We start from the raw sequence: 24,979 nt of genomic DNA on the forward strand, positions 1-24,979 counted from the left end.
CCGCCCGTTCTGTCAGCGAAGCGCTCGCCGGGGTGCCACCGCTTCCACGGCCGAGATCGCGGACACCGCCGGACTCCGGCGACGCCGCACCCGCTTCTCCGCCTCCACCACGACGGGGATGATCAGCGACCATCCGATGCAGGCGAGCCACTGGCCGCCGGTCAGCGAGGTCGTCTGCAGCAGGTCTTGCAAGAACCCGAGCTCCACCGCGAGCACGGTGACGATGATCGGGATCGACAGGATCTTCACGGCGTTGACGATCGGCGGTGTGAGGCCCGACTCCGGATCGCGCCGCATGACCAGCCCGGCGAACACCGAACCCAAGGACAGCACGACGAAGCCCATGGTCATCGGGACGTTCGGTTCGGTCGGACTCATCGGACCGGGCGCCACCATCATCGCGACGAAGGTCACCGCGAACTGCAGGACCCCGTAGGCGAACCACTGCACGAACGACGCGCGATTCGTGATCGGCTGTTTCGGGTCCCGCGGTGGTTTGGCCATCAGATCGGGCGCCGGCGGGTCCTGCATGATCACGATCACCGGGAACAGGGTGATGAAGAAGTGCTGGAAGACCACCATCAGCGGCGCCAGCGCGACGCCCTCGTTGATGTCGAAGATGCTCGCGACCAGGAACAGGAGCACCAGCGAGAACAGCTTGGACATCTGGTAGCGGATGTAGGCGACGATCTTGTCGTAGACGCTGCGCCCCAACCGGATCGCGGTGATCAGCGTCCCGAAGTTGTCGTCGGTGAGGATCAGCTTGCCCGCCTGCTTGGTGACCTCACTACCCGAGCCCATCGCCACACCGATGTCGGCCTTCTTCAGCGCAGCCGCGTCGTTCACCGCGTCGCCGGTCATCGCCACGATCGCGCCTTGCCGCTGCATCACGTCGGCGAGCCGGAGTTTGTCCGACGGTGTGACGCGCCCGAAGACGTGCAACCGCGGAAGCGCCTCGGCCAGTTCGTCATCGGACATCGCCGCGAGTTCGGTACCGCTGATGGCCCCGGGACCGAGTCCCAACTGCGCACCGATCGCCGACGCGGTTCCCGTGTGGTCGCCGGTGATCATGCGCACATCGATCCCGGCCGCATGCGCCGTCCGGACGGCATCGACGGCCTCGGCGCGCAACGGATCGATGATCCCGACCATGCCGACGAAGACGAGGTCGTCGACGAGCGACATCGGATCGGCGGCAACCTCGTCGTCCCAGCGGTCGAGCACGCGAGCGGCGAACGCCAGTACTCGCAGACCCTGGGTCGACATCTGCTCGTTGGCCGCTTCGATCTCTGCCCGAACCTCGTCGAGCGGGACCATCTCCCGCCCGGAGCGGAAAGCCGACTGGCATCGGTTCAGGACCACATCCGGTCCGCCCTTGACCATCTCGACGAAGTGAACGGTGCCGTCGACCGGTAGTCGATGGAACGTCACCATGAACTTGTAGGCCGAGTCGAAGGGGATCTCGGCGAGACGCGGGTAGGTGTGGCGGGTGAGCGGGGCGTCGACCCCCATCTTCGCCGCCAGCACGATCAGTGCCGCCTCGGTCGGATCACCGATGACATCACCGGTGTCCGACACCGTAGCGTCGCTGTCGAGGCACAGGCCGTATGCGAGCATGGTGAAGTCTGGAACCGCACCTCCCGCCGCCTGGGTGATGCTCCCGGTCTTGCTGTAGCCCTCCCCGTCGACGGCGAACCACTGACCGTGGAAGTACAACGAACGCACCATCATCTGGTTCATGGTCAGCGTTCCGGTCTTGTCAGAGTTGATCAGGCTCGTCGCGCCAAGCGTCTCTACGTCGGTCAGATTCTTGACGACCGCCTTTGCATCGGCGAGCTGTCGGGCCCCGAAAGCGAGCATCGCCTGGACGAAGGTCGGCAGGCCGGAGGGTATCGCCGAGATACCCATCGAGATGCCGAGGAGCATCACAGTCGTCAGGTCTTGTCCGCGCACCAGGCCGATCACCACGATGATCGCCACCGCGGTCCACGCGATCACGCCCAGGATCTTGGTGAGCGAATCCAGTTCACGCTGAAGCGGTGACCGCTGCGGGGCGATCGCCGACAGCATCGACGCGATTTGTCCCATCTGCGTACGCATCCCGGTCTCCGTGACGACCATCGTCGCGGTGCCGCGGGTGACCGAGGTGTTCTGGAACAGCATGTTGCTGCGATCACCCAGCGCCAGCTCGGCATCGGTGAGCGCCGCTGAATCCTTCGGGATCGGAGCACTCTCGCCGGTGAGCGCAGCCTCCTGGGTCTCGAGCGTTGCCGCGCGCAGCAGGCGCCCGTCGGCCGGCACCAGGTCGCCGGCTTCGAGCTGGACGATGTCTCCGGGCACCAGTTCGACCGCAGGCACTTCCAGTAGGGTGCCGCCACGGACCACGCGGGACTGCGGGACCTGTATTCGTGCCAGTGCATCCACACTGGCACGCGCCTTCAACTCCTGCCGAGTTCCCAGCACCAGGTTGAGTACCACCAGCGCGGCCACCACGAGCGCAGTCGAGACCTCGGCGATGACTACGCTGACGATCACCACGGCGATCAGCATCAGGTTCATCGGATCCTTGAGCTGCACCAGCACGAGCGCGACCGCCGACGGTGCCGGCTCGGCGGCGATCGCGTTGCTCCCATAACGTTGTCGTCTCTCGTCGATCTCGGCTGCCGAGAGTCCGCCGGCGGTGTCGGAGCCGAGTTCGGATACGACTGATTGAGCCTCCTGGACGTGCCATGTCGGTACGGGGACATCCTCTTCGCGGCCACGCGGGGGTGACGACGGGCGTACGGTGGCCATCCAGCTCTCCTGCCTCGGGTCGTGCGGCATGTCGTATCTGTTCGACCGCGGTGTCGACCGGCTCAGTACGGGGTCGGAATCCAGTGCAGGGCTTGCGCGGGCGGCTGGTCGCCCTTCGCTTTCTGTCGCTTGGGCAGCTCGATGTCGGGGCGTTTGAGCGGCGCATAGGGAACCTGACTGAGAAGGTGCTCGATCACGTTCAGACGGCCACGCTTCTTATCGTCGGTGGAGACGACATACCAGGGCGCCCAGCCGGTGTCGGTCAACCGGAACATCTCGTCGCGTGCGCGCGAATAGTCATACCAGCGGCTGTACGACGCCAGATCCATCCCCGACAGTTTCCAGATCTTGCGGGGATCGTCGATTCGGCTCTGCAGGCGCAGGGTCTGCTGTTCCTCGCTGACCTCGAGCCAGTACTTCAGCAGGACGATCCCCGACTCGACCATGGACCGTTCCACCGTGGGTACCTGTTCCAAGAACTGCTGTGCCTGGTTCTCGGTGCAGAACCCGAGAACCCGTTCGATGCCGGCCCGGTTGTACCAACTCCGATCGAAGATGACTACCTCACCGGCCGCAGGCAGATGCGGGATGTAGCGCTGGAGGTACATCTGAGACTTCTCCCGGTCGGTGGGAGCCGGCAGCGCGACGACGCGGAAGATCCGCGGACTCACCCTGGCGGTGATCGCCTTGATGACACCGCCCTTGCCCGCCGTGTCGCGGCCCTCGAACACGATGCAGACCTTCGCGCCGCTAGAGCGAACCCAATCCTGCATCGCGACCAGTTCCGCATGCAGCGGTTCGAGATGCTTGCGGTACTTCTTGCCCGACATCGGAGGGGAGGAACCGTCGCGACCCGGGCCACGCAGTTCACCCGAGGAGGATGTCGAATCAGGCATGGCCGTGCTCCCGTGGCTGGACTGTAATACTCATCGGCCATTCTGTGCCACCACCGGGCGGCCCGCGCAGTTACCGCCGAACAGGACGCGCAATTGTCGCACCGACACGCCCGGGCACGTCTCGCCCATCAACCGTTATGCAATTTTTCCGTGACGAACCGGCGGTCGCCGACGATTTCCGACAGACTGAGGTGATGGCTCGGCTTGACGAGGCGCTCGAAGTCGAACAGGTGATTCTCCGCCTGATCGCACGGTTTCCGGTTGTGGCCGTTGATGACATCAACACTCGTGTGCGTGCCATCTACGGCCGATTCGATGACTGCAAGGTCAGGGTCTTCGTGCCATTGTTGATCGAGAAGGCGGCGCGCCGAGAGATCGAAGTCACCCTCGATCGACAGCCCCGACAAGGCATTCTCTACAAACCCGATACCGCACCGCAAGCGGCAGAGGCGCGGCCAGACGAAGTCGCCTGAACCAGCCCGGCGCCGTGATGCTCAACCGCGCAGCAAGCCCTTGGCCACGTGGGTCACCTGGATCTCGTTGCTGCCGGCATAGATCATCAGCGACTTGGCGTCGCGCGCAAGCTGTTCCACGCGGTACTCGGCCATGTAACCGTTGCCGCCGAACAGCTGGACCGCCTCCATGGCGACATCGGTGGCTGCCTTGGACGAGTAGAGCTTCATCGCCGAGGCCTCGGACAGGCTGAGCGGCTTTCCCGCCTTGCCACGTTCGATGGCACTGAAGAGCATGTTCTGGACATTGATCCGCGCGACCTCCATCTCGGCCAGCTTGAGCTGGATGAGCTGGAACTGGGCGATCTCCTGACCCCAGAGCTTGCGGTTCTTCGCGTAGTCGATCGACAGCCGTTGCGCCTCGTTGATGATGCCCAGCGACAGCGCGGCGATCCCGACCCGTTCCGCGGTGAAACCGGCCTTGGCGCCCTCGGAACCGCGCGAATCCGAACCGGTGTCCTCGGTCTCACCCAGCAGTCGGTCCTTGCCGACGCGAACACTGTCGAAGAACAGCTCGCCGGTCGGCGAGCTCATCATGCCCATCTTCTTGAACGCCTTGCCCTGGGTCAGCCCGGGCATCCCCTTGTCCAGGACGAACGACAGGACCTTGCGGTCACGCATCGGAATTCCGCTGCCGTCGTCGAGCTTGGCGAACACGACGATCGTGTCGGCGTAGGGGCCGTTGGTGATGAACGTCTTCTGTCCGGTGAGGATGTAGTCGTCCCCGTCCCGACGGACGGTCGTCTTCATGCCGCCCAGCGCGTCCGACCCGGAGTCGGGTTCGGTGATCGCCCAGGCGCCGACCTTCTCCATCGTGACCAGTTCGGGCAGCCACCGCTTCTTCTGGGCCAGCGTGCCCTTGCCGCGGATGGTCGAGGCGGTCAGGCCCATGCTCACACCCAGGGAGGCGACGAGTCCGAGACAGACCCCCGCGAGTTCGATGTTGACCATCATGAACATCGATCCGCCCATGCCGCCGCCATCGCCGGAGGCCTTCTTCTTCTCGCCGTTGGCCTCCGCCTCGAGTTCCTTCTCGAGGGCGTCCTTGGCCATCGCGTCGACGCCGAAGCTCGACAGCAGCTTGCGGGTGATGTCGTAGGGCGGCAGCACACCGGACTCGAGCTCGTCGAGATGTGGCCGGATCTCCTTGTCGATGAACGCCCGCAGGGCGTCCCGAACCATCAGATCTTCGTCGGACCACTCGAACATCGCCACACTCCCAGACCGGTGTCCGCCCGGGGGCGAACATGTTTCAGTTTCGTCGTCCCCAACTGTGTCAGGAGTCACTGCCGATGTCTAGGTACGCGGTCGCGAATCTGTTCCTTTCACGCATCATCGCAGGTGTAGAGGGTCGCCGGGCGCACCTCATGCGCGAAGAACCGTCCCGCGTCCCTGCACAGCAGTGCTTGCGCCACCGGCATCGCCACCACCACGCAGCGGTCGGCGAGCCCCGCCTGCGCGGTACGCCAGGCGTGAACGCGGTCGACGAAGTCCGCGACGCTCTCGCCCCCGTGCGGCCGGGCGTCCGGGTCGGCGAACCACCCACCGAGTTCGACGGGATCGATCTCCTCCGGCGACTTCCCCGTCCACGCCCCGACGTCGAGGGTCCGCAGTTCGTCGTCGACGACCGAGCCTGCCGCGCCCAGCAGCTCGGCGGTCTCCAGGGTCGCCGACTCCGGTCCGCAGGCGTCGACCGACCGGGTCGTCGACGCGGCCAGGCCGAGAACGGAGATGCGGCCACGCTCGTCCAGAACCGGGTCACCGCCGAAGCGCACCGATCGGTTGGGACCGGTGCGCCCGGCGGTGATGATCTGCATGTGGCGAGCCGCCGTCAGTTCTGCGAAGCGCCGACCGATCGGGTGTCGGTGGCCTTCGACGACCTCGCCAGCGCTCCGAGCAGGACGGCGAAGGTGATGGTCAGGACAGTCCACAGGATGACCTGGTTGGTGATGGCATAGACGCGGAAGTCCCCGATCACATCGCCCGGGAATCCGGGGAACACGATCTGGCCCGCATCGTTGCGAACGGGTTCGGGAACCTCGCTGTACGACGGCAGCACCGCGATCGTGATCGCGATCGCCACGAGGTAGGCGGCGGCTCCCGCGACCGAGGACACCAGCCCGCCGATACGCGGACGCAGCCACAACGCCAGCACCACCGCCGCGATGGCGAGCACCACCGAGACGACGGTGATCGTCAGGAAGGCACCGGTCCGCTCCCCGATCGTGTCGTCGTCGCCCACCGCGGGCGGATTGGCCGGATAGGCGAAGAACGGCACGCCGAACACCGCGACGAACCCGATCGCACCGAGCGCCCCCGCCACCGATCGCGGGTCCATGGCCGGGTAGCGGTTGCCGAGGTAGCTCCAGAGCACCGTGAACGCGACCGCGAGGAACGCACCCATGCACACGGCGAAAACGAGGTTCCCGACGCCGGCACCGAGGTTCTCCTGCATGGCGCGGCTGACGACCTCACCGCCTTCACCATGGGAGTGGCCGCCGGGTTCGGCCGCGTGGGCGAGTGCTTCTTCGGCCTCGGACCGCGCGCCTTCGTAGTCGATGGCCTTGCCGACGACGGGCTCGAGGTAGATCCGGGCGAACACGAACGAGACGACGCCGGCGATCAGACCTGCCAGCAGGCCCGCGCCGATGAACTTCTTCTCCATATGAAATTGACTCCTGAGTCGGGTGGTCGGTTCAGGCCGACTCAGTGGCAGGGGAAGCCGAGGAAGTGACGGGCGTCGTGCACGAACTCGTGTACGTGGGTGTCGGAGCCGAAGACCGACACCACGCCCTGGTCGTAGCCGAGGAAGTAGTAGGCGAGACCCGCCAGGAGCACGGTCAGGCTGAGCCAGAGGGCGGTGCTTGCGACCGAGAGGTTCGGTACGGCCAGGGCACGGGCCGGTGCGGCCTGTGCAACCGCGGTGGTACGAGGAGCTGTCATGATGGGTCCTTTCGCCGATCTCGCGTCGGAGAGTCCGTGGATCTGGTGCACGCCGGCACGGCATCCTGACTCACGTCTCCCCGTCACCGTCGAAACGTCGACCGCGTCGATGGGCAGCGTTCACAGTGGCGCGACCGTTCCGGACTCTCACCGGATTCCCCGTACAGGCGTGCGATGACTCTATACCGCGTCCTGTCGTACGCGTGAGACATAGTGGAGAGATGCCCCGCGCTTCGGTGCTCGACCGCTTCACCGCCCCCACCCGACGGTGGTTCTCGGGCGCGTTCACCTCGCCCACCGCCGCGCAGAAGGGTGCCTGGACCTCGATCGCCGACGGAGCGAACACACTGGTCATCGCCCCTACCGGATCCGGCAAGACCCTCGCCGCGTTCCTGTGGGCGCTCGACCGGCTCGCCGCGGACCCCGACAACCGCACCACCGGCACCAAGGTCGTCTACATCTCGCCGCTGAAGGCGCTGGCCGTCGACGTCGAGCGCAATCTGCGCGCACCACTGACCGGCATCACCCGCGCCGCCCAGGAACTGAACCTCCCGGAGCCCAACATCACCGTGGGCGTGCGCTCCGGCGACACGTCGGCCGCCGACCGGCGCGCGCTGGTCAAGACCCCACCCGACATCCTCATCACGACTCCCGAGTCGCTGTATCTGATGCTCACCTCGGCCGCGCGGGAAAGCCTCACCGGCGTCGAGGCGATCATCATCGACGAGGTGCACGCGGTGGCCGCGACCAAACGCGGCACCCACCTGGCACTGACCCTGGAACGCCTCGACGAGTTGCTGGACACACCCGCCCAGCGGATCGGACTCTCGGCGACCGTCCGCCCACCCGAGGTCGTCGCGGGGTTCCTCTCCGGCGCCGCGCCGTGTCAGGTGGTCAAACCCAAGGCCGACAAGACCTTCGACCTGCGCGTCGACGTTCCCGTCGAGGACATGGCCAACATCCCGCCCCCGGTGTCCGATGCCGACCCCGCCGCGCTGGACGACGCGTTCTCCCCCACCGCCGGTTCGCTGTGGCCGTATGTGGAGGCCTCGATCGTCGACCAGATCGAGGCGAACCGCGCGACGATCGTCTTCGCCAACTCCCGACGGCTGGCCGAGAAACTCACCGCCCGGCTCAACGAGATCCACGCCGAACGCCATGGCGAACCGGCCGAGCCGACCGGCAATCCGTCGGTCGCCGGCGGCGCCCCGGCGTTCGTGATGGGCAGCGGTGCCAGCTCCGGCGCGGAGCCGGTGCTCGCCCGCGCGCACCACGGCTCGGTCAGCAAGGAGCAGCGTGCCCAGATCGAGGACGACCTGAAGGCCGGCCGCCTCTCCTGCGTGGTGGCCACCAGCTCACTCGAACTCGGTATCGACATGGGTGCGGTCGACCTCGTCATCCAGGTGGAGTCCCCACCATCGGTGGCCAGTGGCCTGCAGCGGATCGGTCGCGCCGGGCACCAGGTCGGCGAGATCAGCCAGGGCATCCTCTACCCGAAACACCGCACCGACCTGCTGCACTGCACCGTGACGGTGAGCCGGATGCTCGACGGCGCGATCGAGGAGATCAAGGTCCCGCAGAATCCGCTCGACATCCTCGCGCAGCAGACGATCGCGGCGGCCGCGATCGACGACCTCGAGGTCGACCACTGGTACGAGGTGGTCCGGCGCGCGGCGCCCTACCGCGAACTGGGTCGGGGCGTGTTCGACGCGACCCTCGACCTGATCGCGGGCCGTTTCCCGTCCGACGAGTTCGCCGAGTTGCGCCCACGCGTGAACTGGGACCGCGACGCAGGCGTGATCACCGGCCGGCGCGGAGCCCAGCGGCTCGCGGTCACCTCGGGCGGTTCGATCCCCGACCGCGGGCTCTTCAGCGTGTTCATGGTCGGCGAGAAGGCAACTCGCGTAGGTGAACTCGACGAGGAGATGGTCTACGAGTCGAGAGTGGGTGACGTCTTCGCCCTCGGTGCCACCAGCTGGCGGATCGAGGACATCACCCATGACCGCGTCCTGGTGTCCCCCGCGTTCGGCCAGCCGGGCCGGTTGCCGTTCTGGATCGGTGACGCGATCGGCCGACCCGCCGAACTCGGGGCCGCGATCGGTGCGTTCACCGGGGCGATCGCCGACCCCGGGAAACTCGACGACCACGCGGACAGGCTGGGACTCACCGACAACGCCCGCACCAATCTCGCAACGCTCATCGCCGAACAGCGCGAGGCGACGGGCCATCTGCCCACCGACCGCACGCTGGTCGTCGAACGGTTCCGCGACGAACTCGGCGACTGGCGCGTGATCTTGCACTCCCCCTACGGGTTACGCGTCCACGCACCCTGGGCGAGTGCGATCTCGCAGCGTCTGCTGGAGACCCTTGGTATCGAGGGCGCCACCACCGCCTCCGACGACGGCATCATCCTGCGCATGCCCGACACCGACGACGCCCCACCCGGAGCCGACGTGTTCCTCCTCGACCCGGACGAGGTCGAGCAACTCGTGACCGACGGTCTCGCCGACTCGTCGATGTTCGCGTCCCGGTTCCGTGAATGTGCCGCGCGCGCACTGCTGTTGCCGCGCCGGGATCCGGGCCGGCGGGCACCGCTGTGGCAGCAGCGTCAACGCAGTGCGCAATTGCTCTCCGTCGCTTCGAAATTCCCCGACTTCCCGATCGTGCTCGAAGCCGTCCGCGAATGCCTGCAGGACGTCTACGACCTCCCCGCCCTGCTCGATCTGCTGAACCGGATCCGCACGCGCCGGATCCGGATCGTCGAGACCGAGACGCCGAGCCCGTCACCCTTCGCCGCGTCGCTGCTGTTCGGGTACGTGGGGGCGTTCATGTACGCCGACGACGCCCCGCTCGCCGAGCGCCGCGCGGCCGCGCTCTCCCTCGACACCAGCCTCCTCGCGCAGTTGCTCGGGCGGGTCGACCTACGAGAACTACTCGACCCGGGCGTCATCGCCGAGGTGATCGCCCGGCTCCAGCGACTGTCTCCCGAACGTCAGGCGCGCGACGCCGAAGACGTCGTGGACCTGCTGCGGTGGCTGGGTCCGCTCACCACCGAGGAGGTCGAGGCCCGGTACCGCGGCGACCACCCGGCGCCGGAAGTGCTCACCGAACTGCATCGCACCGGGCAGATCATCTCGGTGAACCACAACGCCCGCGCCCTGTGGGCGGCCATCGACGACACCGCCCGGCTCCGCGACGCCCTGGGGGTTCCCGCACCGCTGGGTATCCCCGCGGCTTACCTCGAACCGGTGCCCGATCCGGTCGGGGACCTGATCGGCCGGTTCGCCCGCACCCACGGCCCGTTCACCGTGACCGAGGCCTCCACGGCCCTGGGCATCGCGACCGGGGTCGTGCGCGACACCCTCAACCGCCTCGCAACAGAGCGACGCGTCGTCGAGGGTGATTTCCTGCCCGAAAACGGCGACACCACCCCGCGGGAGGGCCAGTGGTGTCACACCGACGTGCTGGGTCAGATCCGCCGTGGCTCGCTGGCCGCGAGCCGCGCCGAGGTGGCACCGGTCGGCACCGACGTGCTCACCCGTTTCCTCGTCGACTGGCAGCACGCCTCACCGGCCACGCGACTCCGCGGGGTGGACGGAGTCGCGACGGTCATCGACCAGCTGGCCGGGTTTCCGCTCCCGGCATCGGCGTGGGAGTCGCTGATCCTGCCGGCCCGCATCTCCGACTACGCACCTCCCATGCTCGACGAATTGCTCAGTGCCGGTGAGGTGATCTGGTCCGGACACGGCCGGATCGGTAACTCCGACGGCTGGGTGGCGTTGCACCCGGCGGACGTCGCCGCGCTCACGCTGCCCGACGTCGACGAGATCGACACGACCCCGGTGCACGACGGGGTCGTCGCCGCACTCGAACCCGGCGGCGCACTGCGCTTCCCGCAGATCGCCGCCGACATCAGCACCGGCACCACCACGCCGGCCGCCGACGTCGAGAGCGCCCTGTGGGATCTCGTGTGGGCGGGACAGGTCAGCAACGACAGCTTCGCGCCCCTCCGGGCCCTGCTGCAGCCGCGGCGCAACCCGTCCACACCCCGTTCGGCCCCGGCGCATCGGGCCCGCGGACGCGCACCCCGGCTCCGCGCCGGCCGTCTGTCGGCCCGGTACCTGAGCGAACACGCCACGTCACCGCCGGTGTCTCCGACGGCGAGCGGGCGCTGGTTCGCCCTCGACCATCCCTCGACCGAACCGACGATCGCCACCCAGGGCCTCTGCGATCAGTTGCTCACCCGCTACGGCGTGATCACACGCGGCAGCGTCGTCTCGGAGGAGGTCACCGGCGGCTTCGCGCGGGTCTACAAGGCGCTCACCGTCTTCGAGGACAACGGACACGTCCGGCGCGGCTACTACGTCGACGGGCTCGGTGGGGCGCAGTTCGCCTCACCTGCCACGGTCGACGAGTTGCGGCGCCATGCGCTCCCCGATCGCAAACCGCCGCGTGAGGCGACGGTGCTGGCCGCCACGGACCCGGCCAACCCTTTCGGGGCCGCCCTGGAATGGCCGCCGTCCCGCGACACCGAGGCCGGACACCGCCCGGGCCGCAAGCCGGGGGCGCTGGTGGTGCTGGTCGACGGCGAACTGGTGTGTTTCGTCGAGCGCGGCGGCAAGACGCTGCTCACGTTCAGCGACTCGATCCCGCGGCTCGAGTCGGCCGCCGGCGCGCTGGTCGCGCTGGTCCGGCGCGGCCGGATCTCGCGCCTGACGATCGATCACATCGACTCGGAGCCCGTCCGCGCCACCGACTTCGGCAAAGTGCTCGTCGAGGCCGGATTCTCGACGACCCCGCGCGGCATCCGCCTACGGTTCGGTGATCATGCCTGAGGGGGACCATGCCTGAGGGCGACACCGTCTTCGCCGCCGCGGCACGTCTACGGGCCGGGCTTGCCGGCCGGGTACTCGAGTCATCGGACTTCCGCATCCCGTCACTGGCGACCGCGGACCTCTCCGGACGCGAGGTGCTGGCGGTTCGCTCGGTGGGCAAACACCTGCTGATCGACGTCGCCGAGAGCCGTCCGGGCATCGGCGACGCGGTGAGCATCCACTCGCATCTGAAGATGGAGGGCGCCTGGCACGTCCACCCGCGGGGACAACGCTGGCGGCGCCCGGCGTATCAGGCCCGCGCGGTCCTGCGGACGGCCGACCACGAGGCGGTGGGTTTCGACCTGGGAGTCCTCGAACTGCTCGCCGACCCCGACGCCGCGCTCGCCTACCTCGGACCCGACCTCCTCGCCGAGGACTTCGATCGCGACGAGGCGATTCGGCGCCTCGCGTCGCAGCCGGACGCGACCATCGGTGCGGCGTTACTCGACCAACGGCTGATCGCGGGGATCGGCAACGTCTTTCGCAGCGAGATCTGCTTCCTCCGACGGGTCCTGCCGACCCGGCCCGTCCGCGACGTCGACCTCGGGCCCGTCGTGGACTTGAGCCGACGCCTGTTGTGGGCCAACCGGATGCGGTCGGCGCGCACCACCACGGGCAACACCTCGCCCAATGCGCGGATGTGGGTCTACGGACGCCACGGTCGGCTCTGTCGGCGCTGTGCCACGCCGGTGAAGCGCGGCGAACTCGAATCGACCGGAGGAGAGCGATCGATCTACTGGTGCCCTCGGTGTCAGAACTGATCCGACAGTGACATCGTCGGGTCAGGGGCTTCTACGCCGGGTAGCGCACCGGCTCGGGCCCGAATTCGAACCAGCGGGCGGTGATCGAGTCAACCGCGATTTCCACGTAGTTGTACTTCATCGTGGCGATCCACGGCCGCAACGGCAGCTGGTCGGCCGCCTCGATCTCATGGAACGACTCCAGGATCCGCGCCGTCCCCTTGGCGACCACACTCCACCCGTCGGCGTCGGTGTGTCCGTCGGCCTCGAATGCCACTTGTGAATTCACCGCCAGCTCCGACAATTTCGTGCCCTCGCCGGAACGCAACAAGATGCGGCCATCGGTCGCATGGAAGTTCACCGGAAAGATGTCGGGCTGATCGTTGACGCTCAACGCGATCCGACCGAGCTCAGCGGCTCCCAATAGATCCCAGGCCTGGTCGGGGGTGAGTACCCGAACCGATTCGTCGACCATGATCGTCTCCTTCTCCCCCACCCCATCGTGCCGCGCGATCGAGGGGCAGAGACAGAGGCCAACGTCCCGACTTGACTGGAGCCACCGTCACTTCGGAACGGGCACCGGCTCCAGGATCTCGGCTCGGGCCTCGGGTGCCGCGGCGCGCAGGGCATCGGCGGAGTCGTCGTCGGGCTGTTGTTGCGAGGCCACTTCGGCCTCCACGCGCGCTATGTAGGTCTCGACCTCGAAGTCGCGCTGCTCGGTGGTCCACCCGAGCAGGGGTGCGAGCAGGTCGGCGACCTCGTCGGCGCAGTCGACACCTCGATGTGAGTACTCGATCGCGATGCGGGTCCGGCGGGCCAGTACGTCCTCGAGATGCAGCGCGGCCTCGCTGACCGCCGCGTACACCACCTCCACACGCAGATACTGCGGCGCCGCGGCGATCGGCTGCAGGAGACTCTTGTCCCCGTCGGCGTAGTAGAGGACATCATCGATCAGCGAGCCGTATCGGTTGAGCAGGCGCCGAATCCGGTATGGATGCAACCCGAACCGCTGCCCGAGGTGTTCACACTGGTTGATGAGTGCGAAATACCCGTCGGCGCCGAGCAGCGGGACGCGCTCGGTGATGGACGGTGCGACCCGGGTCGGGATGAAGTCATTGCACGCATCGACCGCGTCGGCGGCCATCACCCGGTAGGTGGTGTACTTGCCGCCGGCGATCGACACCAGTCCCGGTGCGACCGTGGCGACGGCGTGCTCGCGCGACAGTTTGGATGTCTCGTCGTCCTCGCCCGCCAGCAGCGGCCGGAGGCCCGCGTAGACGCCTTCGATGTCATCGTGGTTCAGCTTGGCCACCAGGACCTCGTTGACGCGCTCGAGGATGTAGTCGATGTCGGAGCGGGTGGCGGCCGGGTGCGCGAGGTCGAGGTTCCAGTCGGTATCAGTGGTCCCGATGATCCAGTGCGTCTCCCACGGGATGACGAACAGCACCGAGTTGGCGGTGCGCAGGATGATCGCGGTCTCGCTGACGATGCGGTCGCGCGGTACCACGATGTGCACGCCTTTGGAGGCCCGGACCTTGAAATGCCCGCGCTGCTTGGACAGTGCCTGCACCTCGTCGGTCCACACCCCCGCGGCGTTGATCACGCAATGGGCGCGGATCTCGGTCACATCGCCGGTCTCGGTGTCGCGCACCCGGACTCCGAGCACCCGGTCGGACTCGCGCAGGAAGCCGGTCACCTGGGTCGAGGTCCGGATGACCGCGCCGTAGTTGGCCGCGGTACGGGCGACCGTGAGGCTGTGCCGCGCGTCGTCGACGACCGTGTCGTAGTAACAGATCCCGCCGATCAGCGAGCTGCGCTTGAGTGCGGGCGCCACGCGCAGCGCGCCCGACCTGGTGACGTGGCGTTGTCCGGGAACGGACTTGGCGCCACCCATCCGGTCGTAGAGGAAGATCCCGGCTCCGACATAGGGCCGCTCCCAGACACGTTGCGTGAGCGGATACAGGAACGGCAACGGCTTCACGAGATGCGGCGCGAGGAATCGCAGCGACAACTCGCGTTCGCGCAAAGCCTCACGTACGAGACCGAATTCGAGTTGTTCGAGATAGCGGAGCCCGCCGTGGAACATCTTCGACGACCGGCTCGACGTGCCCGAGGCGATGTCCCGCGCCTCCACGAGCGCCACCCGCAGGCCGCGTGTCGCCGCGTCGAGAGCGGCGCCGACACCGACCACACCACCGCCGATGACCACGACGTCGAACTGCTCCTCCCCGAGTCTCCGCCACGCCTCGGCGCGGTAGAGGGGCCCCATGTCGGCCGGCCGGTCCGGGTTGAACTCGGTGTTCATGGTTGCCGAGCCTAATTGATCTCCGACGGTCCGACAGCGTGCGACACTGTCCGGCGTGGGTAGGTCAGGCAAATACGTGGCAGCGATCGACCAGGGCACCACCTCGACCCGGGCGATGATCTTCGATCACAAGGGTCGCGTCGTCGGTGTCGAACAGCTCGAACACGAACAGATCTTCCCGCGTGCGGGCTGGGTCGAACACGATGCCGCCGAGATCTGGCGCAATACCCGGCGGGTCGGCGCCGCCGCGCTCGCATCGGCCGAGCTGACCGCGAAGGACATCGTCGCGTGCGGCCTCACCAACCAGCGCGAGACCACCGTCATCTGGGATCGCGAGACCGGCACACCGGTGCACAACGCCATCGTCTGGCAGGACACGCGGACCGACGACCTATGCACCGAACTCGCCGGTGACATCGGCACGGACCGGTATCGCGATCGCACCGGCCTGCCGTTGTCGACCTACTTCGCCGGCCCGAAGGCCCGCTGGCTCCTCGACTCCGTGGACGGCCTGCGCGAGCGTGCCGAGAACGGTGAATTGTGCTTCGGCACAATGGACTCCTGGATGGCGTGGAATATGACCGGCGGCGTCGACGGCGGCCGGCACGTCACCGATGTCACCAACGCCTCCCGCACGATGCTGATGGACCTGCGAACTCAGCAGTGGGACCCCGAGATCTGTGCCGAGATGGGCATCCCGATGGCCATGCTGCCCGAGATCAAAAGTTCCTCAGGCGATTTCGGCGCCCTCCGAGGCAACGGCCCCCTTCCCGGCGTCCCGCTGGCCGGTATCCTCGGGGACCAGCAGGCCGCAACCTTCGGCCAGGCCTGCCTTCATCCCGGCGAGGCGAAGAACACCTATGGCACCGGGAACTTCCTGCTTCTCAACACCGGTACCGAACCGGTCTTCAGTGAGCACGGACTGCTCACCACCGTCTGTTACCGCATCGGCGACCAGCCCGCGCGATACGCGCTCGAGGGCTCGATCGCGGTGACCGGTTCGCTCATCCAGTGGCTGCGCGACAACCTCGGACTGTTCTCCCAGGCGTCGGACGTCGAGACGCTGGCCGCCGGAGTCGACGACAACGGCGGCGCCTACTTCGTCCCGGCGTTCTCCGGACTCTTCGCGCCGCGCTGGCGGTCCGACGCCCGGGGCGTCATCGTGGGTCTCACCCGGTTCGTCGACAAGCGACACATCGCACGAGCGGCGCTGGAGGCCAGCGCCTTTCAGACGCGCGAGGTCATCGAGGCGATGCAGGCCGACTCCGGGGTCGAACTGTCGACACTCAAGGTCGACGGCGGGATGGTGGTGAACGAACTGCTCATGCAGTTCCAGGCCGACATCCTGGACGTCCCCGTCGTGCGTCCGGTCGTGAACGAGACGACCGCACTCGGGGCGGCCTACGCGGCAGGCCTCGCGGTGGGCTTCTGGGAGAGCGAGGACGACATCTGTGCCAACTGGGCCGAGGACCGGCGGTGGGAGCCGGGCATGGACGCCGCCGAACGCGACCGCCTCTACGCGGGATGGAACCGGGCGGTCGAGCACAGCTTCGGCCTGACCTGACCGGGATGGCACCTCACACCACGTGGTCGGCGAGAACGGCCACCACGCCGGCGCTTCCGCCGAGCGCTGCGGCGGCCTCGTAAGCCGATTCGCGCAGCGCCTCGCGCGACGACCCTCCGGTTGCGGACGCCGCCATCGCGGCCACCACACAGTCGACGGCCCGGGCACGGCGGAAGCTGTCGCGCTGAGCGTCGACGTCGCCGCGACGCTGATGCGCGAACGCGTCGAAGTCGTGCTGGGCCGCGACGAGCCGGAGTCGTGCGACGCCGGCCGTCGTCGCGCCGCCCTGCCGGCGCCACTGGCCGATCACCTCGCGGATCTCGGGCGTCGACACCGCCGTCACGTCCAGAACTGTCGCGACGAGCAGGTGCAGACACGCGGTGAGATCCTCGTCGGGGACCGCGTCGACGAGTCGGGCGACGCCACCGGGCAACCGATCGACGCGCCTCAGCACGGCTCCCCCCGTCTGCGACCGTGGCTGATCCCGACGATCACACCTGCTCCGGTCTCGACGGGACCGGACCGCCCGCGGGCGCCTCGACGTCGTTCGGAACACCGTGCGCCGCAGCGTCGATCGCGGACCGGGATTCGAGGTCACCGGCCGCAGGCCGCGGGGACGGGGTCTCGCCGGACTCGCCCGGCGAAGGATCGGTGACCGCCGGGAACGCCTGCCGGATCCAGTCGCCGAGGACGGGCGGACCGACGAGCGGCATGTCGCCGACGATCTCCGCGCCGTGCTCCCGATGGTGCAGGTATGGCGCCGCCCGGTGACTGTCGTCCTCCGCTCCGGGACGACGACCACCCGGAACGCCGGCGGGCGGCATCCCCGCCGGGCGCAGGACCGGCCCGGCCGGGGTTGCCGAAGTCGGGGTGGTGCCGGCCGAGGGGGTGGCCGGCACCGGTGGCGTCGCGGGCGGCGCCCGAGGCGGCGGGACCGCTCCGGGCGCCAGGAAGGAGGGCACGGCCATCGATCCGGGACCACCCGAGCCGGTGCCGCTCGACGACGCTCCCGACTCCACGCCACCATCGGCGCCCGCGGCCCGATGCGATCCCGTCGTCGATGCACCCCGGGTCTCCGACTCGGGTGTCGCCCGACCTCCGCGCAACAGGCCGCCGGTCCCGTCGGTGTTACCGCGACCCGATGGTCCCGCAGGCGGGCCTGCCGGCCCCGTAGGCGTCGTCGTCGGCCCCGGTCCGCCACCACCCGGCGGCGGACCACCCGCACCAGCGCGCGTCGGCACAGCGGACGGGGCGGCGCGGCCGAAGTCGCCGGCGTCGACGGTGTTGGCGGCCTGACCGCGGGGAGCATCCGACCCGGCGGACGACCCGGTACCGGAAAAGCCTCCGGTTCCCACTCCCCCGAGTCCGCCGGTGCGACCGTTGGCGCCGGTCGGGTCGTGCGGAAGTGACTGCTGCAGCCCGATCATCGGCGACGAGTAGGCCCCCGTCATGGTCCGGTCGGCCTCGTGCCGCACCGACGCCGCATCCTCGGGGTTGTCGCGGAGGTGCTGTTGCAATTCACGCAGCCGCCCCTCCTGGCCGCGGGCCGACCCGAGGATGCCCGTCGCACCGGCCAGCGCGTCACCGATCCGGCCCGCGGTGTCCGACGTCGTCGCCAGGTCAGCAGACAGCGATCGGCCCGCTTCCAGTGCCGCGTCCGAGGCCAGGCCGAGCATGCCGTCGCCGAACATGGCGTGCATCCGTTCGGCCGCCTGCCGGACGGACTCGATCGCCTTCAAGATCGTGTCGACGTCACCTCGGGCCCGGCCCGGTTCCATCGTGCGCAGGATGTCGAGGATCTCGTCGATGCTCATGCCCGCCCACTGCGTACGGTCACCGCCGAACGCGCGCTCGTTGCGGCTGCCGTAGGTGTTGTAGGACTTCTCCGGCGAGGTCACGACACCCCCTTGGTCGCTGGCCGGGACGAACGAATTCGTCCGACCCTATCGTGGCGTCGCCGGATGCGGTGAACTCCGGCGCCGCCTGTGCACAGCGGTCGGGTCGTGACTCAGTCCAGGTCGTCGTGACGGACCAGCTGCCGCGCCGCCTCGGTGATCGAGCCGGTCAGCGACGGGTAGACCGAGAAGGTCTGAGCCAGATCGCCGACGGTCAGCTTGTTCTGCACCGCGAGGGCGATGGGCAGGATCAGTTCGGATGCGTTCGGCGCCACCACGACGCCACCGATGACCACGCCGGTGGCCGGCCGGCAGAAGATCTTCACGAAGCCGCGGCGCAGACCGCTCATCTTGGCGCGCGGGTTGGTGGCCAGCGGCAGCATCACGGTGCGGGCCGGGTACTCGCCGGTGTCGATGGCGTTCTGCGACACCCCGACCGTGGCGATCTCCGGGCGCGTGAAGATCGCCGACGCAACGGTTTTCAGCTTGATCGGGCTCACGCCCTCGCCGAGTGCGTGATACATCGCGATCCGGCCCTGCATCGCGGCCACCGAGGCCAGCGGGAACAGCCCGGTGCAGTCCCCGGCGGCATAGATCCCGGCGACCGACGTGCGGGACACCCGGTCGACCTCGATGTAGCCGCCCTTGCCGATCGCGACCCCGGCGCGATCAAGTCCGAGATCGGTGGTGTTCGGGACCGAACCGACGGTCATGAGCACGTGACTGCCGGTGACGGTCGATCCGTCGGCCAGATGCGCGGTCACCGAATCACCGTGTCGCTCGACCTTGTCGGCGCGGGCGTGCTTGACCAGCTCGACGCCACGCTCGGCCAGCGCGTCCTCGAGGACCAGTGCGGCGTCCTCGTCCTCGTGCGGGAGCACCCGGTCGCGGCTCGACACCAGCGTCACCTTGACGCCCAGTTCGGTGTAGGCGTGGACGAACTCGGCGCCGGTCACGCCGGAACCGATGACGATGAGATGTTCGGGCAGTTCCTCGAGGTCGTAGAGCTGACGCCAGGTGAGGATGCGCTCGCCGTCGGGCCGGGCGTCGGGCAGGACGCGCGGCGAGGCGCCCGTCGCCAGCAACACCACGTCGCCGTCGTAGCGTTCGGTGGTTCCGTCGGAGAGGGTGGCGACGACACCGTGGGTCGACACGCCGACCTGCCGATCGTCGAGCTTCGCGCTACCGGAGACGAGCTTGACGCCTTCGCTGATGAGGCGCGAGCGGATGTCGGCGGACTGGGCGAAGGCGAGATCGCGGACCCGTTGATGGATCTGCGGGAGCGTCACCGAGGTGTCGTCGGTCTTGATGTTGATGCCCAGGTCGACAGCGCGCCGGACCTCGGTCCGGATGCCGGTGGACGCGATGAACGTCTTGGATGGGACGCAGTCCCACAGCACACAGGCGCCACCGATCCCTTCCGAATCGATCACCGTGATGTCGGCGCCGTAGGCGGCCGCCGCCAGCGCTGCCTCGTAACCCGCGGGTCCACCGCCGATGATGACGATCCTGGTCACTGTCACTCCTGTTCTGCACGCCGGTTCGGCGCGGGGTGCCGCGTTCCTCGGGTCGGGCGGGACGGACGACCCCGTTCGCGCCGCCTACCAAAGTAGTCGTGCGGGTGCGTCGTCGTGCACCTGGTCGCACACCGCGTCAGACGACGTGCCGCACATCACTCGGATCGCAGGCCGGCCCCGTGCGGCCCGGATCACACCCGGCCGCCGGGCAACGGTGTCGCCTTCCGGACTCGGCGGCGACCATCTAGGCTCCATCCGTGCCCATCTATGCCGCCTATGGATCAAACATGCATCCCGAGCAGATGGCCGAGCGTGCTCCGCACTCGCCGATGTCGGGCACCGGATGGCTTCGTGGCTGGCGTCTGACCTTCGGCGGTGGCGACATCGGGTGGGAGGGGTCCCTGGCCACGGTCACCGAGGACCGCGACGACCCGGATGCGTGTGTGTTCGTGGTGCTCTACGACGTCACCACCGAGGACGAGGACCTGCTCGACCGGTGGGAGGGCTCCGAGCTCGGCATCCACCGCAAGATCCGGGCCCGCATCGACACCGCCGACGGTCCGGTCCTGGCCTGGCTGTATGTCCTCGACGCATTCGAAGGCGGCCTGCCCTCGGCGCGCTATCTCGGTGTCATGGCCGAGGCGGCCGAGATCGCGGGTGCTCCCGCGGAGTACGTGCAGGATCTGCGTTTGCGCGAGTCGCGCAACGTCGGTCCCGGGCCGGGCGCCGCCGCGGAGTAGCCGAAGCCGGCTGAACCACCGGCGGTCGTGTGTATTCGCCCGGGTGCGCCGTCCGGCCCGCCTCAGCCGGCGGCGCTCTTCGCGTTCAGCACGATCCCGGCGAGTGCGCGCACGCCGATTGCGAGGGCCCGTTCGTCGAGGTCGAAGTTGGGGGCGTGCAGGTCAACCTGCGGTCCGAATCCGTCCCACACGCCCAGGCGGGCCATCGCCCCCGGCACGTGCTCGAGGTACCAGGAGAAGTCCTCGCCACCGGGCGACTGCGGTGTGTCCGCGATGGCCTTGGGGCCGATCGCGGCGACCGACCGCTCGAACATCTCGACCGCGATCTCGTCGTTGACCACCGGCGGGACGCCGCGGAAGTACGAGAGGTCGTAGCGGACGCCGAGCGGTGCCAGGAGTTCGCCGACGACACTGCGGACGAGTGGTTCCAGCTCGGCCCACGTGGTGTGGTCTCCGGTGCGGACCGTCCCCCGCATGCGTCCCTCCTGCGGGATCGCGTTCGCCGCGCTGCCCGCGTTTGCGGCGCCCCACACCATCACCGTTCCGGACCGCGGGTCGACGCGTCGGGAGAGCACCCCGGGCAGACCGGTGATCACGGTGCCCATCGCGTAGATCAGGTCGCCGGTCAGGTGCGGCCGCGACGTGTGTCCGCCTGCGGAATGCAGTTGCAGGTCGATGTGGTCGGCGGCAGACGTCAACGGGCCGGACCGCAGACCGACGGTGCCGACCGGCAGGCGGGGGTCGCAGTGCAACGCGAAGATGCGGCCGAGACCGCTGGTGACCCCGGCGTCGATGGCGTCGAGCGCGCCGCCGGGCATGACCTCCTCGGCAGCCTGGAAGATCAGCCGCACGCCGACGGGCAGGGGTTCGGCCGCGACGAGGAGTTTGGCGACGCCGATCAGGATCGCCGTGTGCGCGTCGTGGCCGCACGAGTGCGAGGCGCCCTCGACCATCGACGTGAACGGCAGACCGGTGTGTTCGGTGACGGGCAGGGCATCCATGTCCGCGCGCAGCGCGATCCGGGGCTCGCCGGCAGGGCCCAGGTCACACACGACACCGGTACCCAGCGGCAGCCGGCGCGGGTTGAGTCCGACTGCGGTGAGCTCGCTCATCACCAGTTCGGTGGTGCGCACCTCCTGCCGGGACAGTTCGGGGTACGCGTGGATCTCCCGGCGCCAGGCGATGAGATCCGTCCCGTGCTCGGCGAGCCAGGTGTCGATGGGATTGTCCGCCGCGGCGAAGCCCGCTCCCGCGGCCGTCATCAGAACACTCCGGGCGGGGTCGGGCGTGCGAGCTCGGCGAGCAGGGGTTCGCGCAGCCCGCGCTTGATCAGGGCGAGGTTGGCGCCGACGGTCGCCGCGCGGGCGCTCGCGATCTCGGCGGCCTGCGCGAGCAGGTGCCCGGCGTCGACGGCCTCGTCGACGATCCCCGCGCCGACCGCGTCGTCGGCGCCGTAACGCCTGCTCGTGTACATCGCCTCGGTCGCGGCGCGATCGGTCAGGCGCGTGCGCAGCAGCGTGGCCATCCCGCGGGTGAACGGCATGGTGAGGGCGGCCTCGGGCAGCGACCAGAATCCGCGTTCGGTGCGCATCAAGACGTGGTCGGTACACAGCGCGAGCATGGCGCCGGCGCCGAAGGCGTGCCCGTTGATCGCACTGACCGTCGGGACCGGCAAGGTGAGGACCTTCGCGTACAGCGCGTGGACACGATCGAGGTAGCCCGGAAGCTGATCGGGCGCCGTGAAGATGTAGTCGGTGTCCAGTCCGTTCGAGAAGAACTTCCCGGTGGCGGTGATCACCAGCGGGCGTGTCGGGTCGGCGACGATACCGTCCAGGAGCCCGTCGACCTCGTCCAACCACTCCAGGCGGAAGCGGTTCTCCGGATTGGACTCGCTGATCTCCTCACCGCGCGCTCCGAGATGGAGTTCGACGACCTCCCCGGCATCGTTCAGAAATGGCATGTTCCGACCTTATCGCCCCCGGTCTCGTCGCCGCCGACCCGATCGGTCGGCGCGGTGCCGACGTCTGCTCGTGCGTACGGTCGTGCGTGCCGCGGAACGGTTTAGGGTTGGCCCATGGACCCCACCGCCGACGCAGACGCCGCGGCCATCGTCGCCGCGGCCACGATCGCCGCCGAGACCGATGCCGCTGCACACGATGTGGCCGTCATCCTGGGGTCGGGATGGTCGCCCGCGGCCGACGCCTTCGGGCGGCCCGTCCGCTCGTTGCCGATGGCTTCGATCCCCGGGTTCACTCCACCCCGCGCCGCCGGCCACGGCGGCGTCATCCATTCCGTACGGATCGGCGATCGGCGAGTTCTGTTGATGCTGGGCCGGATTCACGCGTACGAGGGTCACGACCTTGCCCGGGTCGTCCACCCGATCCGTACCGCCGCGGCGGCCGGTGTCCACACTGTCGTGCTCACCAACGCGGCGGGCGGCCTGCGCGAGGACATGTCGGTCGGACAACCCGTCCTCATCTCCGATCACCTGAACCTCACGGCCCAGTCCCCCTTGGTCGGTGCCCGGTTCGTCGACCTCGTCGACGCCTACTCACCGCGGCTTCGGGAGATCGCGCGCGGCATCGACCCGGAGCTCGCCGACGGTGTGTACGCCGGCCTTCCGGGTCCGCACTACGAGACACCCGCCGAGATCCGGATGCTGCGGACGATCGGCGCGGACCTGGTCGGGATGTCCACGGTGCACGAGACCATCGCCGCCCGCGCCGCCGGCCTCGACGTGCTCGGGATCTCGCTGGTGACCAACCTGGCGGCCGGCATGACCGGCGAACCTCTGAGCCACGCAGAGGTTCTGGAGGTGGGTCGGACGTCGGCGGCCCGGATGGGCGAGCTGCTGGCCCAGATCATCGGCGAACTCTGAGACCGCACGGACTTCCGGCCGGCCGAACCGAAGGAGCGACATGACCTATCCACCGAGCGGTCCAGGCGGTTACCCGCAGGGCGGCTACCAGCCGGGCGGCTACCCGTCGGGCCAGGTACCACCCGAGCCGCCCCGGTCGCCGTGGTCGTCACCCGCGGTGCTCGTGGCAATCGGTGCGGGCGTACTGCTGGTGGTCGTCGGCGTGCTCGCGGCCCTGCTCCTGATTCCCGCCGACGACGAGTCCGCGGACCGCGACACCGCGGACGGGGGGTCATCGCCGTCGTCGGCGTCGACCTTCACCAGCACCGTCACCCGGCCCGCCGACCCGACGACCCCCAGCACGACGACTCCCACCACGACGTCGCCGACACCTGACCGGCCGACCCCCACGGTCGCCGGCGCGGACTGGCAGGGTTTCACCACCGGCCCACGCTGTAACGCCGCAGGCGACCCTGCTGTCGTCGTGGGACAGACCTCGCGGTCGCGCGTGGTGATCTGCCAGGTCGGCACCCAGACCGGCCGTTGGTACTACAAGGGCGCCGCCCCGGAAGGCGGAATCGAGCTCCAGTTCCCGACACGCACCGGTGACACCTTCGAAGCGCGCAACGGTGCGGTGCGCTACCTGGTCTCGCCGTCGAGCCTCACCATCATCGAGGGCGGCACCGTACTCACCGAAGAGCCGATGCTGGCGTACTGGTCGCTGCCCGGCTGAGGCTCGCCGACTGGAGCCCCGAGTCCCCGAGTCGGAGAGGCGAAGGCTGGCGGGGCACGCAGCTGTGCCTATTTGCAACACACTATGGAGTTGTCAAGGGAAGGATGCGGTCCCGGCGTTCAGCCGGGTGTGAAAGGGCGCTCCGCGAGAAGTGTGGTCGGGTGCTGTGGTCAGGCGGTGGCGTCGAGTCGCATGGTGCGCCGGCCCATCTCGATCAGCTTGTTCTCGGTGGTGCCACCCGCCTTCTGTGCGACTCCGAGTTCGTCGAGTTGTGCTGTGTGGGTGCCGATCTGATGGTCAGTGATGTTGCGGACCAGTCGCAGCGTTTTCAAGGCGCCGAATGTTGCGCTACCGGTGGGGTCGTCGGCAGGCGGGGTGATCTCGATGAGCTGGTCGAGGAGGGCTTCGAGCTCTTGCATGACCCCACCGTACGGGAACATGGGTTCGATTTTGAGCTTATTCCACAGGCAAAAGATTCACGAAAATTTCGACTGTGCAGGACATTTCGTCGACCGTGCGTCGATTTCCGTTGACTGGGCACAGAACGTCGACAGTGGTGAACTGCAGTCACACCCGAATCGGATTTCGGTCCACAGGTGTCGACCCTGTC

Annotated in this window: 20 protein-coding genes, 1 pseudogene and 1 riboswitch; of the genes and pseudogenes, 7 read left to right on the forward strand and 14 right to left on the reverse strand. The window is 68.5% G+C overall.

Annotation, left to right across the window (positions count from 1 at the left end; genetic code table 11):
* Positions 1–12: 12 nt before the first annotated feature.
* Both ACFW3F_RS10310 and ppk2 read right to left on the reverse strand, forming a co-directional pair.
* Positions 13–2,793, reverse strand: coding sequence for a cation-translocating P-type ATPase (locus ACFW3F_RS10310; protein WP_388056906.1), 2,781 nt, complete (start codon positions 2,791–2,793; stop codon positions 13–15).
* 62 nt (positions 2,794–2,855) lie between these two features.
* Positions 2,856–3,689, reverse strand: coding sequence for a polyphosphate kinase 2 (gene ppk2, locus ACFW3F_RS10315; protein ID WP_388056908.1), 834 nt, complete (start codon positions 3,687–3,689; stop codon positions 2,856–2,858).
* A 137-nt stretch (positions 3,690–3,826) separates the two neighbouring features.
* Between ppk2 and ACFW3F_RS10320 the strand changes: the two genes are divergently transcribed.
* A complete protein-coding gene (locus tag ACFW3F_RS10320; protein ID WP_388056910.1) occupies positions 3,827–4,162 on the forward strand; it encodes a three-helix bundle dimerization domain-containing protein in 336 nt (111 codons plus the stop codon).
* Positions 4,163–4,183: 21 nt separating this feature from the next.
* Here ACFW3F_RS10320 and ACFW3F_RS10325 read toward each other — a convergent pair whose 3' ends face one another.
* The 4 genes from ACFW3F_RS10325 to ACFW3F_RS10340 all read right to left on the reverse strand — a co-directional run bounded on the left by ACFW3F_RS10325 (position 4,184) and on the right by ACFW3F_RS10340 (position 7,144).
* A complete protein-coding gene (locus ACFW3F_RS10325) occupies positions 4,184–5,410 on the reverse strand; it encodes an acyl-CoA dehydrogenase family protein (protein ID WP_388056912.1) in 1,227 nt (408 codons plus the stop codon).
* Between the two features lie 116 nt (positions 5,411–5,526).
* Positions 5,527–6,018 (reverse strand): histidine phosphatase family protein, encoded by a 492-nt coding sequence (locus ACFW3F_RS10330; RefSeq protein ID WP_388056914.1) that lies wholly within the window; start codon positions 6,016–6,018, stop codon positions 5,527–5,529.
* Positions 6,019–6,032: 14 nt separating this feature from the next.
* Positions 6,033–6,866 carry a CbtA family protein gene (locus ACFW3F_RS10335; protein ID WP_388056916.1) on the reverse strand — a complete coding sequence of 278 codons (834 nt, stop codon included), beginning with the start codon at positions 6,864–6,866 and terminating at the stop codon, positions 6,033–6,035.
* A 41-nt stretch (positions 6,867–6,907) separates the two neighbouring features.
* On the reverse strand, positions 6,908–7,144 hold the full coding sequence (locus tag ACFW3F_RS10340; protein WP_010841933.1) for a CbtB-domain containing protein: 237 nt from the start codon (positions 7,142–7,144) through the stop codon (positions 6,908–6,910).
* Between the two features lie 59 nt (positions 7,145–7,203).
* A riboswitch (cobalamin riboswitch) is annotated at positions 7,204–7,304 on the reverse strand.
* A 61-nt stretch (positions 7,305–7,365) separates the two neighbouring features.
* On the opposite strand from ACFW3F_RS10340, the gene ACFW3F_RS10345 reads away from it, so the two are divergent.
* Positions 7,366–11,979 carry an ATP-dependent helicase gene (locus tag ACFW3F_RS10345; protein ID WP_388056918.1) on the forward strand — a complete coding sequence of 1,538 codons (4,614 nt, stop codon included), beginning with the start codon at positions 7,366–7,368 and terminating at the stop codon, positions 11,977–11,979.
* An 8-nt stretch (positions 11,980–11,987) separates the two neighbouring features.
* Positions 11,988–12,779, forward strand: coding sequence for a DNA-formamidopyrimidine glycosylase family protein (locus ACFW3F_RS10350; protein ID WP_388056920.1), 792 nt, complete (start codon positions 11,988–11,990; stop codon positions 12,777–12,779).
* A 31-nt stretch (positions 12,780–12,810) separates the two neighbouring features.
* On the opposite strand, the gene ACFW3F_RS10355 is transcribed toward ACFW3F_RS10350, so the two are convergent.
* Both ACFW3F_RS10355 and glpD read right to left on the reverse strand, forming a co-directional pair.
* The gene (locus tag ACFW3F_RS10355; protein ID WP_388056922.1) at positions 12,811–13,233 is read right to left on the reverse strand and encodes a pyridoxamine 5'-phosphate oxidase family protein; all 423 of its coding nucleotides are present in this window, start codon (positions 13,231–13,233) and stop codon (positions 12,811–12,813) included.
* A gap of 87 nt (positions 13,234–13,320) precedes the next feature.
* On the reverse strand, positions 13,321–15,063 hold the full coding sequence (glpD, locus tag ACFW3F_RS10360; protein WP_388056924.1) for a glycerol-3-phosphate dehydrogenase: 1,743 nt from the start codon (positions 15,061–15,063) through the stop codon (positions 13,321–13,323).
* A 76-nt stretch (positions 15,064–15,139) separates the two neighbouring features.
* Here glpD and glpK point away from each other — a divergent pair, with 76 nt between their 5' ends.
* The gene (gene glpK / locus ACFW3F_RS10365; RefSeq protein ID WP_388057027.1) at positions 15,140–16,627 is read left to right on the forward strand and encodes a glycerol kinase GlpK; all 1,488 of its coding nucleotides are present in this window, start codon (positions 15,140–15,142) and stop codon (positions 16,625–16,627) included.
* A gap of 13 nt (positions 16,628–16,640) precedes the next feature.
* On the opposite strand, the gene ACFW3F_RS10370 is transcribed toward glpK, so the two are convergent.
* From ACFW3F_RS10370 to ACFW3F_RS10380, 3 genes are all read right to left on the reverse strand, one after another.
* The gene (locus tag ACFW3F_RS10370) at positions 16,641–17,081 is read right to left on the reverse strand and encodes a hypothetical protein (RefSeq protein WP_388056926.1); all 441 of its coding nucleotides are present in this window, start codon (positions 17,079–17,081) and stop codon (positions 16,641–16,643) included.
* A 37-nt stretch (positions 17,082–17,118) separates the two neighbouring features.
* Positions 17,119–18,525, reverse strand: coding sequence for a hypothetical protein (locus tag ACFW3F_RS10375; RefSeq protein ID WP_388056928.1), 1,407 nt, complete (start codon positions 18,523–18,525; stop codon positions 17,119–17,121).
* Between the two features lie 110 nt (positions 18,526–18,635).
* Complete coding sequence (locus ACFW3F_RS10380; protein ID WP_388056930.1) at positions 18,636–20,039, reverse strand: NAD(P)H-quinone dehydrogenase; 1,404 nt, start codon at positions 20,037–20,039, stop codon at positions 18,636–18,638.
* A 257-nt stretch (positions 20,040–20,296) separates the two neighbouring features.
* Between ACFW3F_RS10380 and ACFW3F_RS10385 the strand changes: the two genes are divergently transcribed.
* Positions 20,297–20,779 carry a gamma-glutamylcyclotransferase gene (locus tag ACFW3F_RS10385; RefSeq protein ID WP_388056932.1) on the forward strand — a complete coding sequence of 161 codons (483 nt, stop codon included), beginning with the start codon at positions 20,297–20,299 and terminating at the stop codon, positions 20,777–20,779.
* Positions 20,780–20,841: 62 nt separating this feature from the next.
* Here ACFW3F_RS10385 and ACFW3F_RS10390 read toward each other — a convergent pair whose 3' ends face one another.
* Entirely contained in the window at positions 20,842–22,041 is a 1,200-nt protein-coding gene (locus ACFW3F_RS10390; RefSeq protein WP_388056934.1) for an amidohydrolase, read from the reverse strand.
* Entirely contained in the window at positions 22,041–22,739 is a 699-nt protein-coding gene (locus ACFW3F_RS10395) for an enoyl-CoA hydratase/isomerase family protein (RefSeq protein ID WP_388056936.1), read from the reverse strand. The genes ACFW3F_RS10390 and ACFW3F_RS10395 overlap by 1 nt, the downstream gene beginning before the upstream one ends.
* A gap of 114 nt (positions 22,740–22,853) precedes the next feature.
* Between ACFW3F_RS10395 and ACFW3F_RS10400 the strand changes: the two genes are divergently transcribed.
* Together ACFW3F_RS10400 and ACFW3F_RS10405 are read left to right on the forward strand one after the other, a co-directional pair.
* The gene (locus ACFW3F_RS10400; protein WP_388056938.1) at positions 22,854–23,657 is read left to right on the forward strand and encodes a purine-nucleoside phosphorylase; all 804 of its coding nucleotides are present in this window, start codon (positions 22,854–22,856) and stop codon (positions 23,655–23,657) included.
* Between the two features lie 40 nt (positions 23,658–23,697).
* Positions 23,698–24,369, forward strand: a complete 672-nt coding sequence (locus ACFW3F_RS10405; RefSeq protein WP_388056940.1) for a hypothetical protein — start codon at positions 23,698–23,700, stop codon at positions 24,367–24,369.
* 203 nt (positions 24,370–24,572) lie between these two features.
* On the opposite strand, the pseudogene ACFW3F_RS10410 reads toward ACFW3F_RS10405, so the two are convergent.
* A pseudogene (locus tag ACFW3F_RS10410) lies at positions 24,573–24,809 on the reverse strand (HNH endonuclease); the annotation flags it as partial.
* Between the last annotated feature and the right edge of the window lie 170 nt (positions 24,810–24,979).

This window comes from Gordonia sp. NPDC058843 (assembly GCF_042743165.1).
GTDB lineage: Bacteria > Actinomycetota > Actinomycetes > Mycobacteriales > Mycobacteriaceae > Gordonia.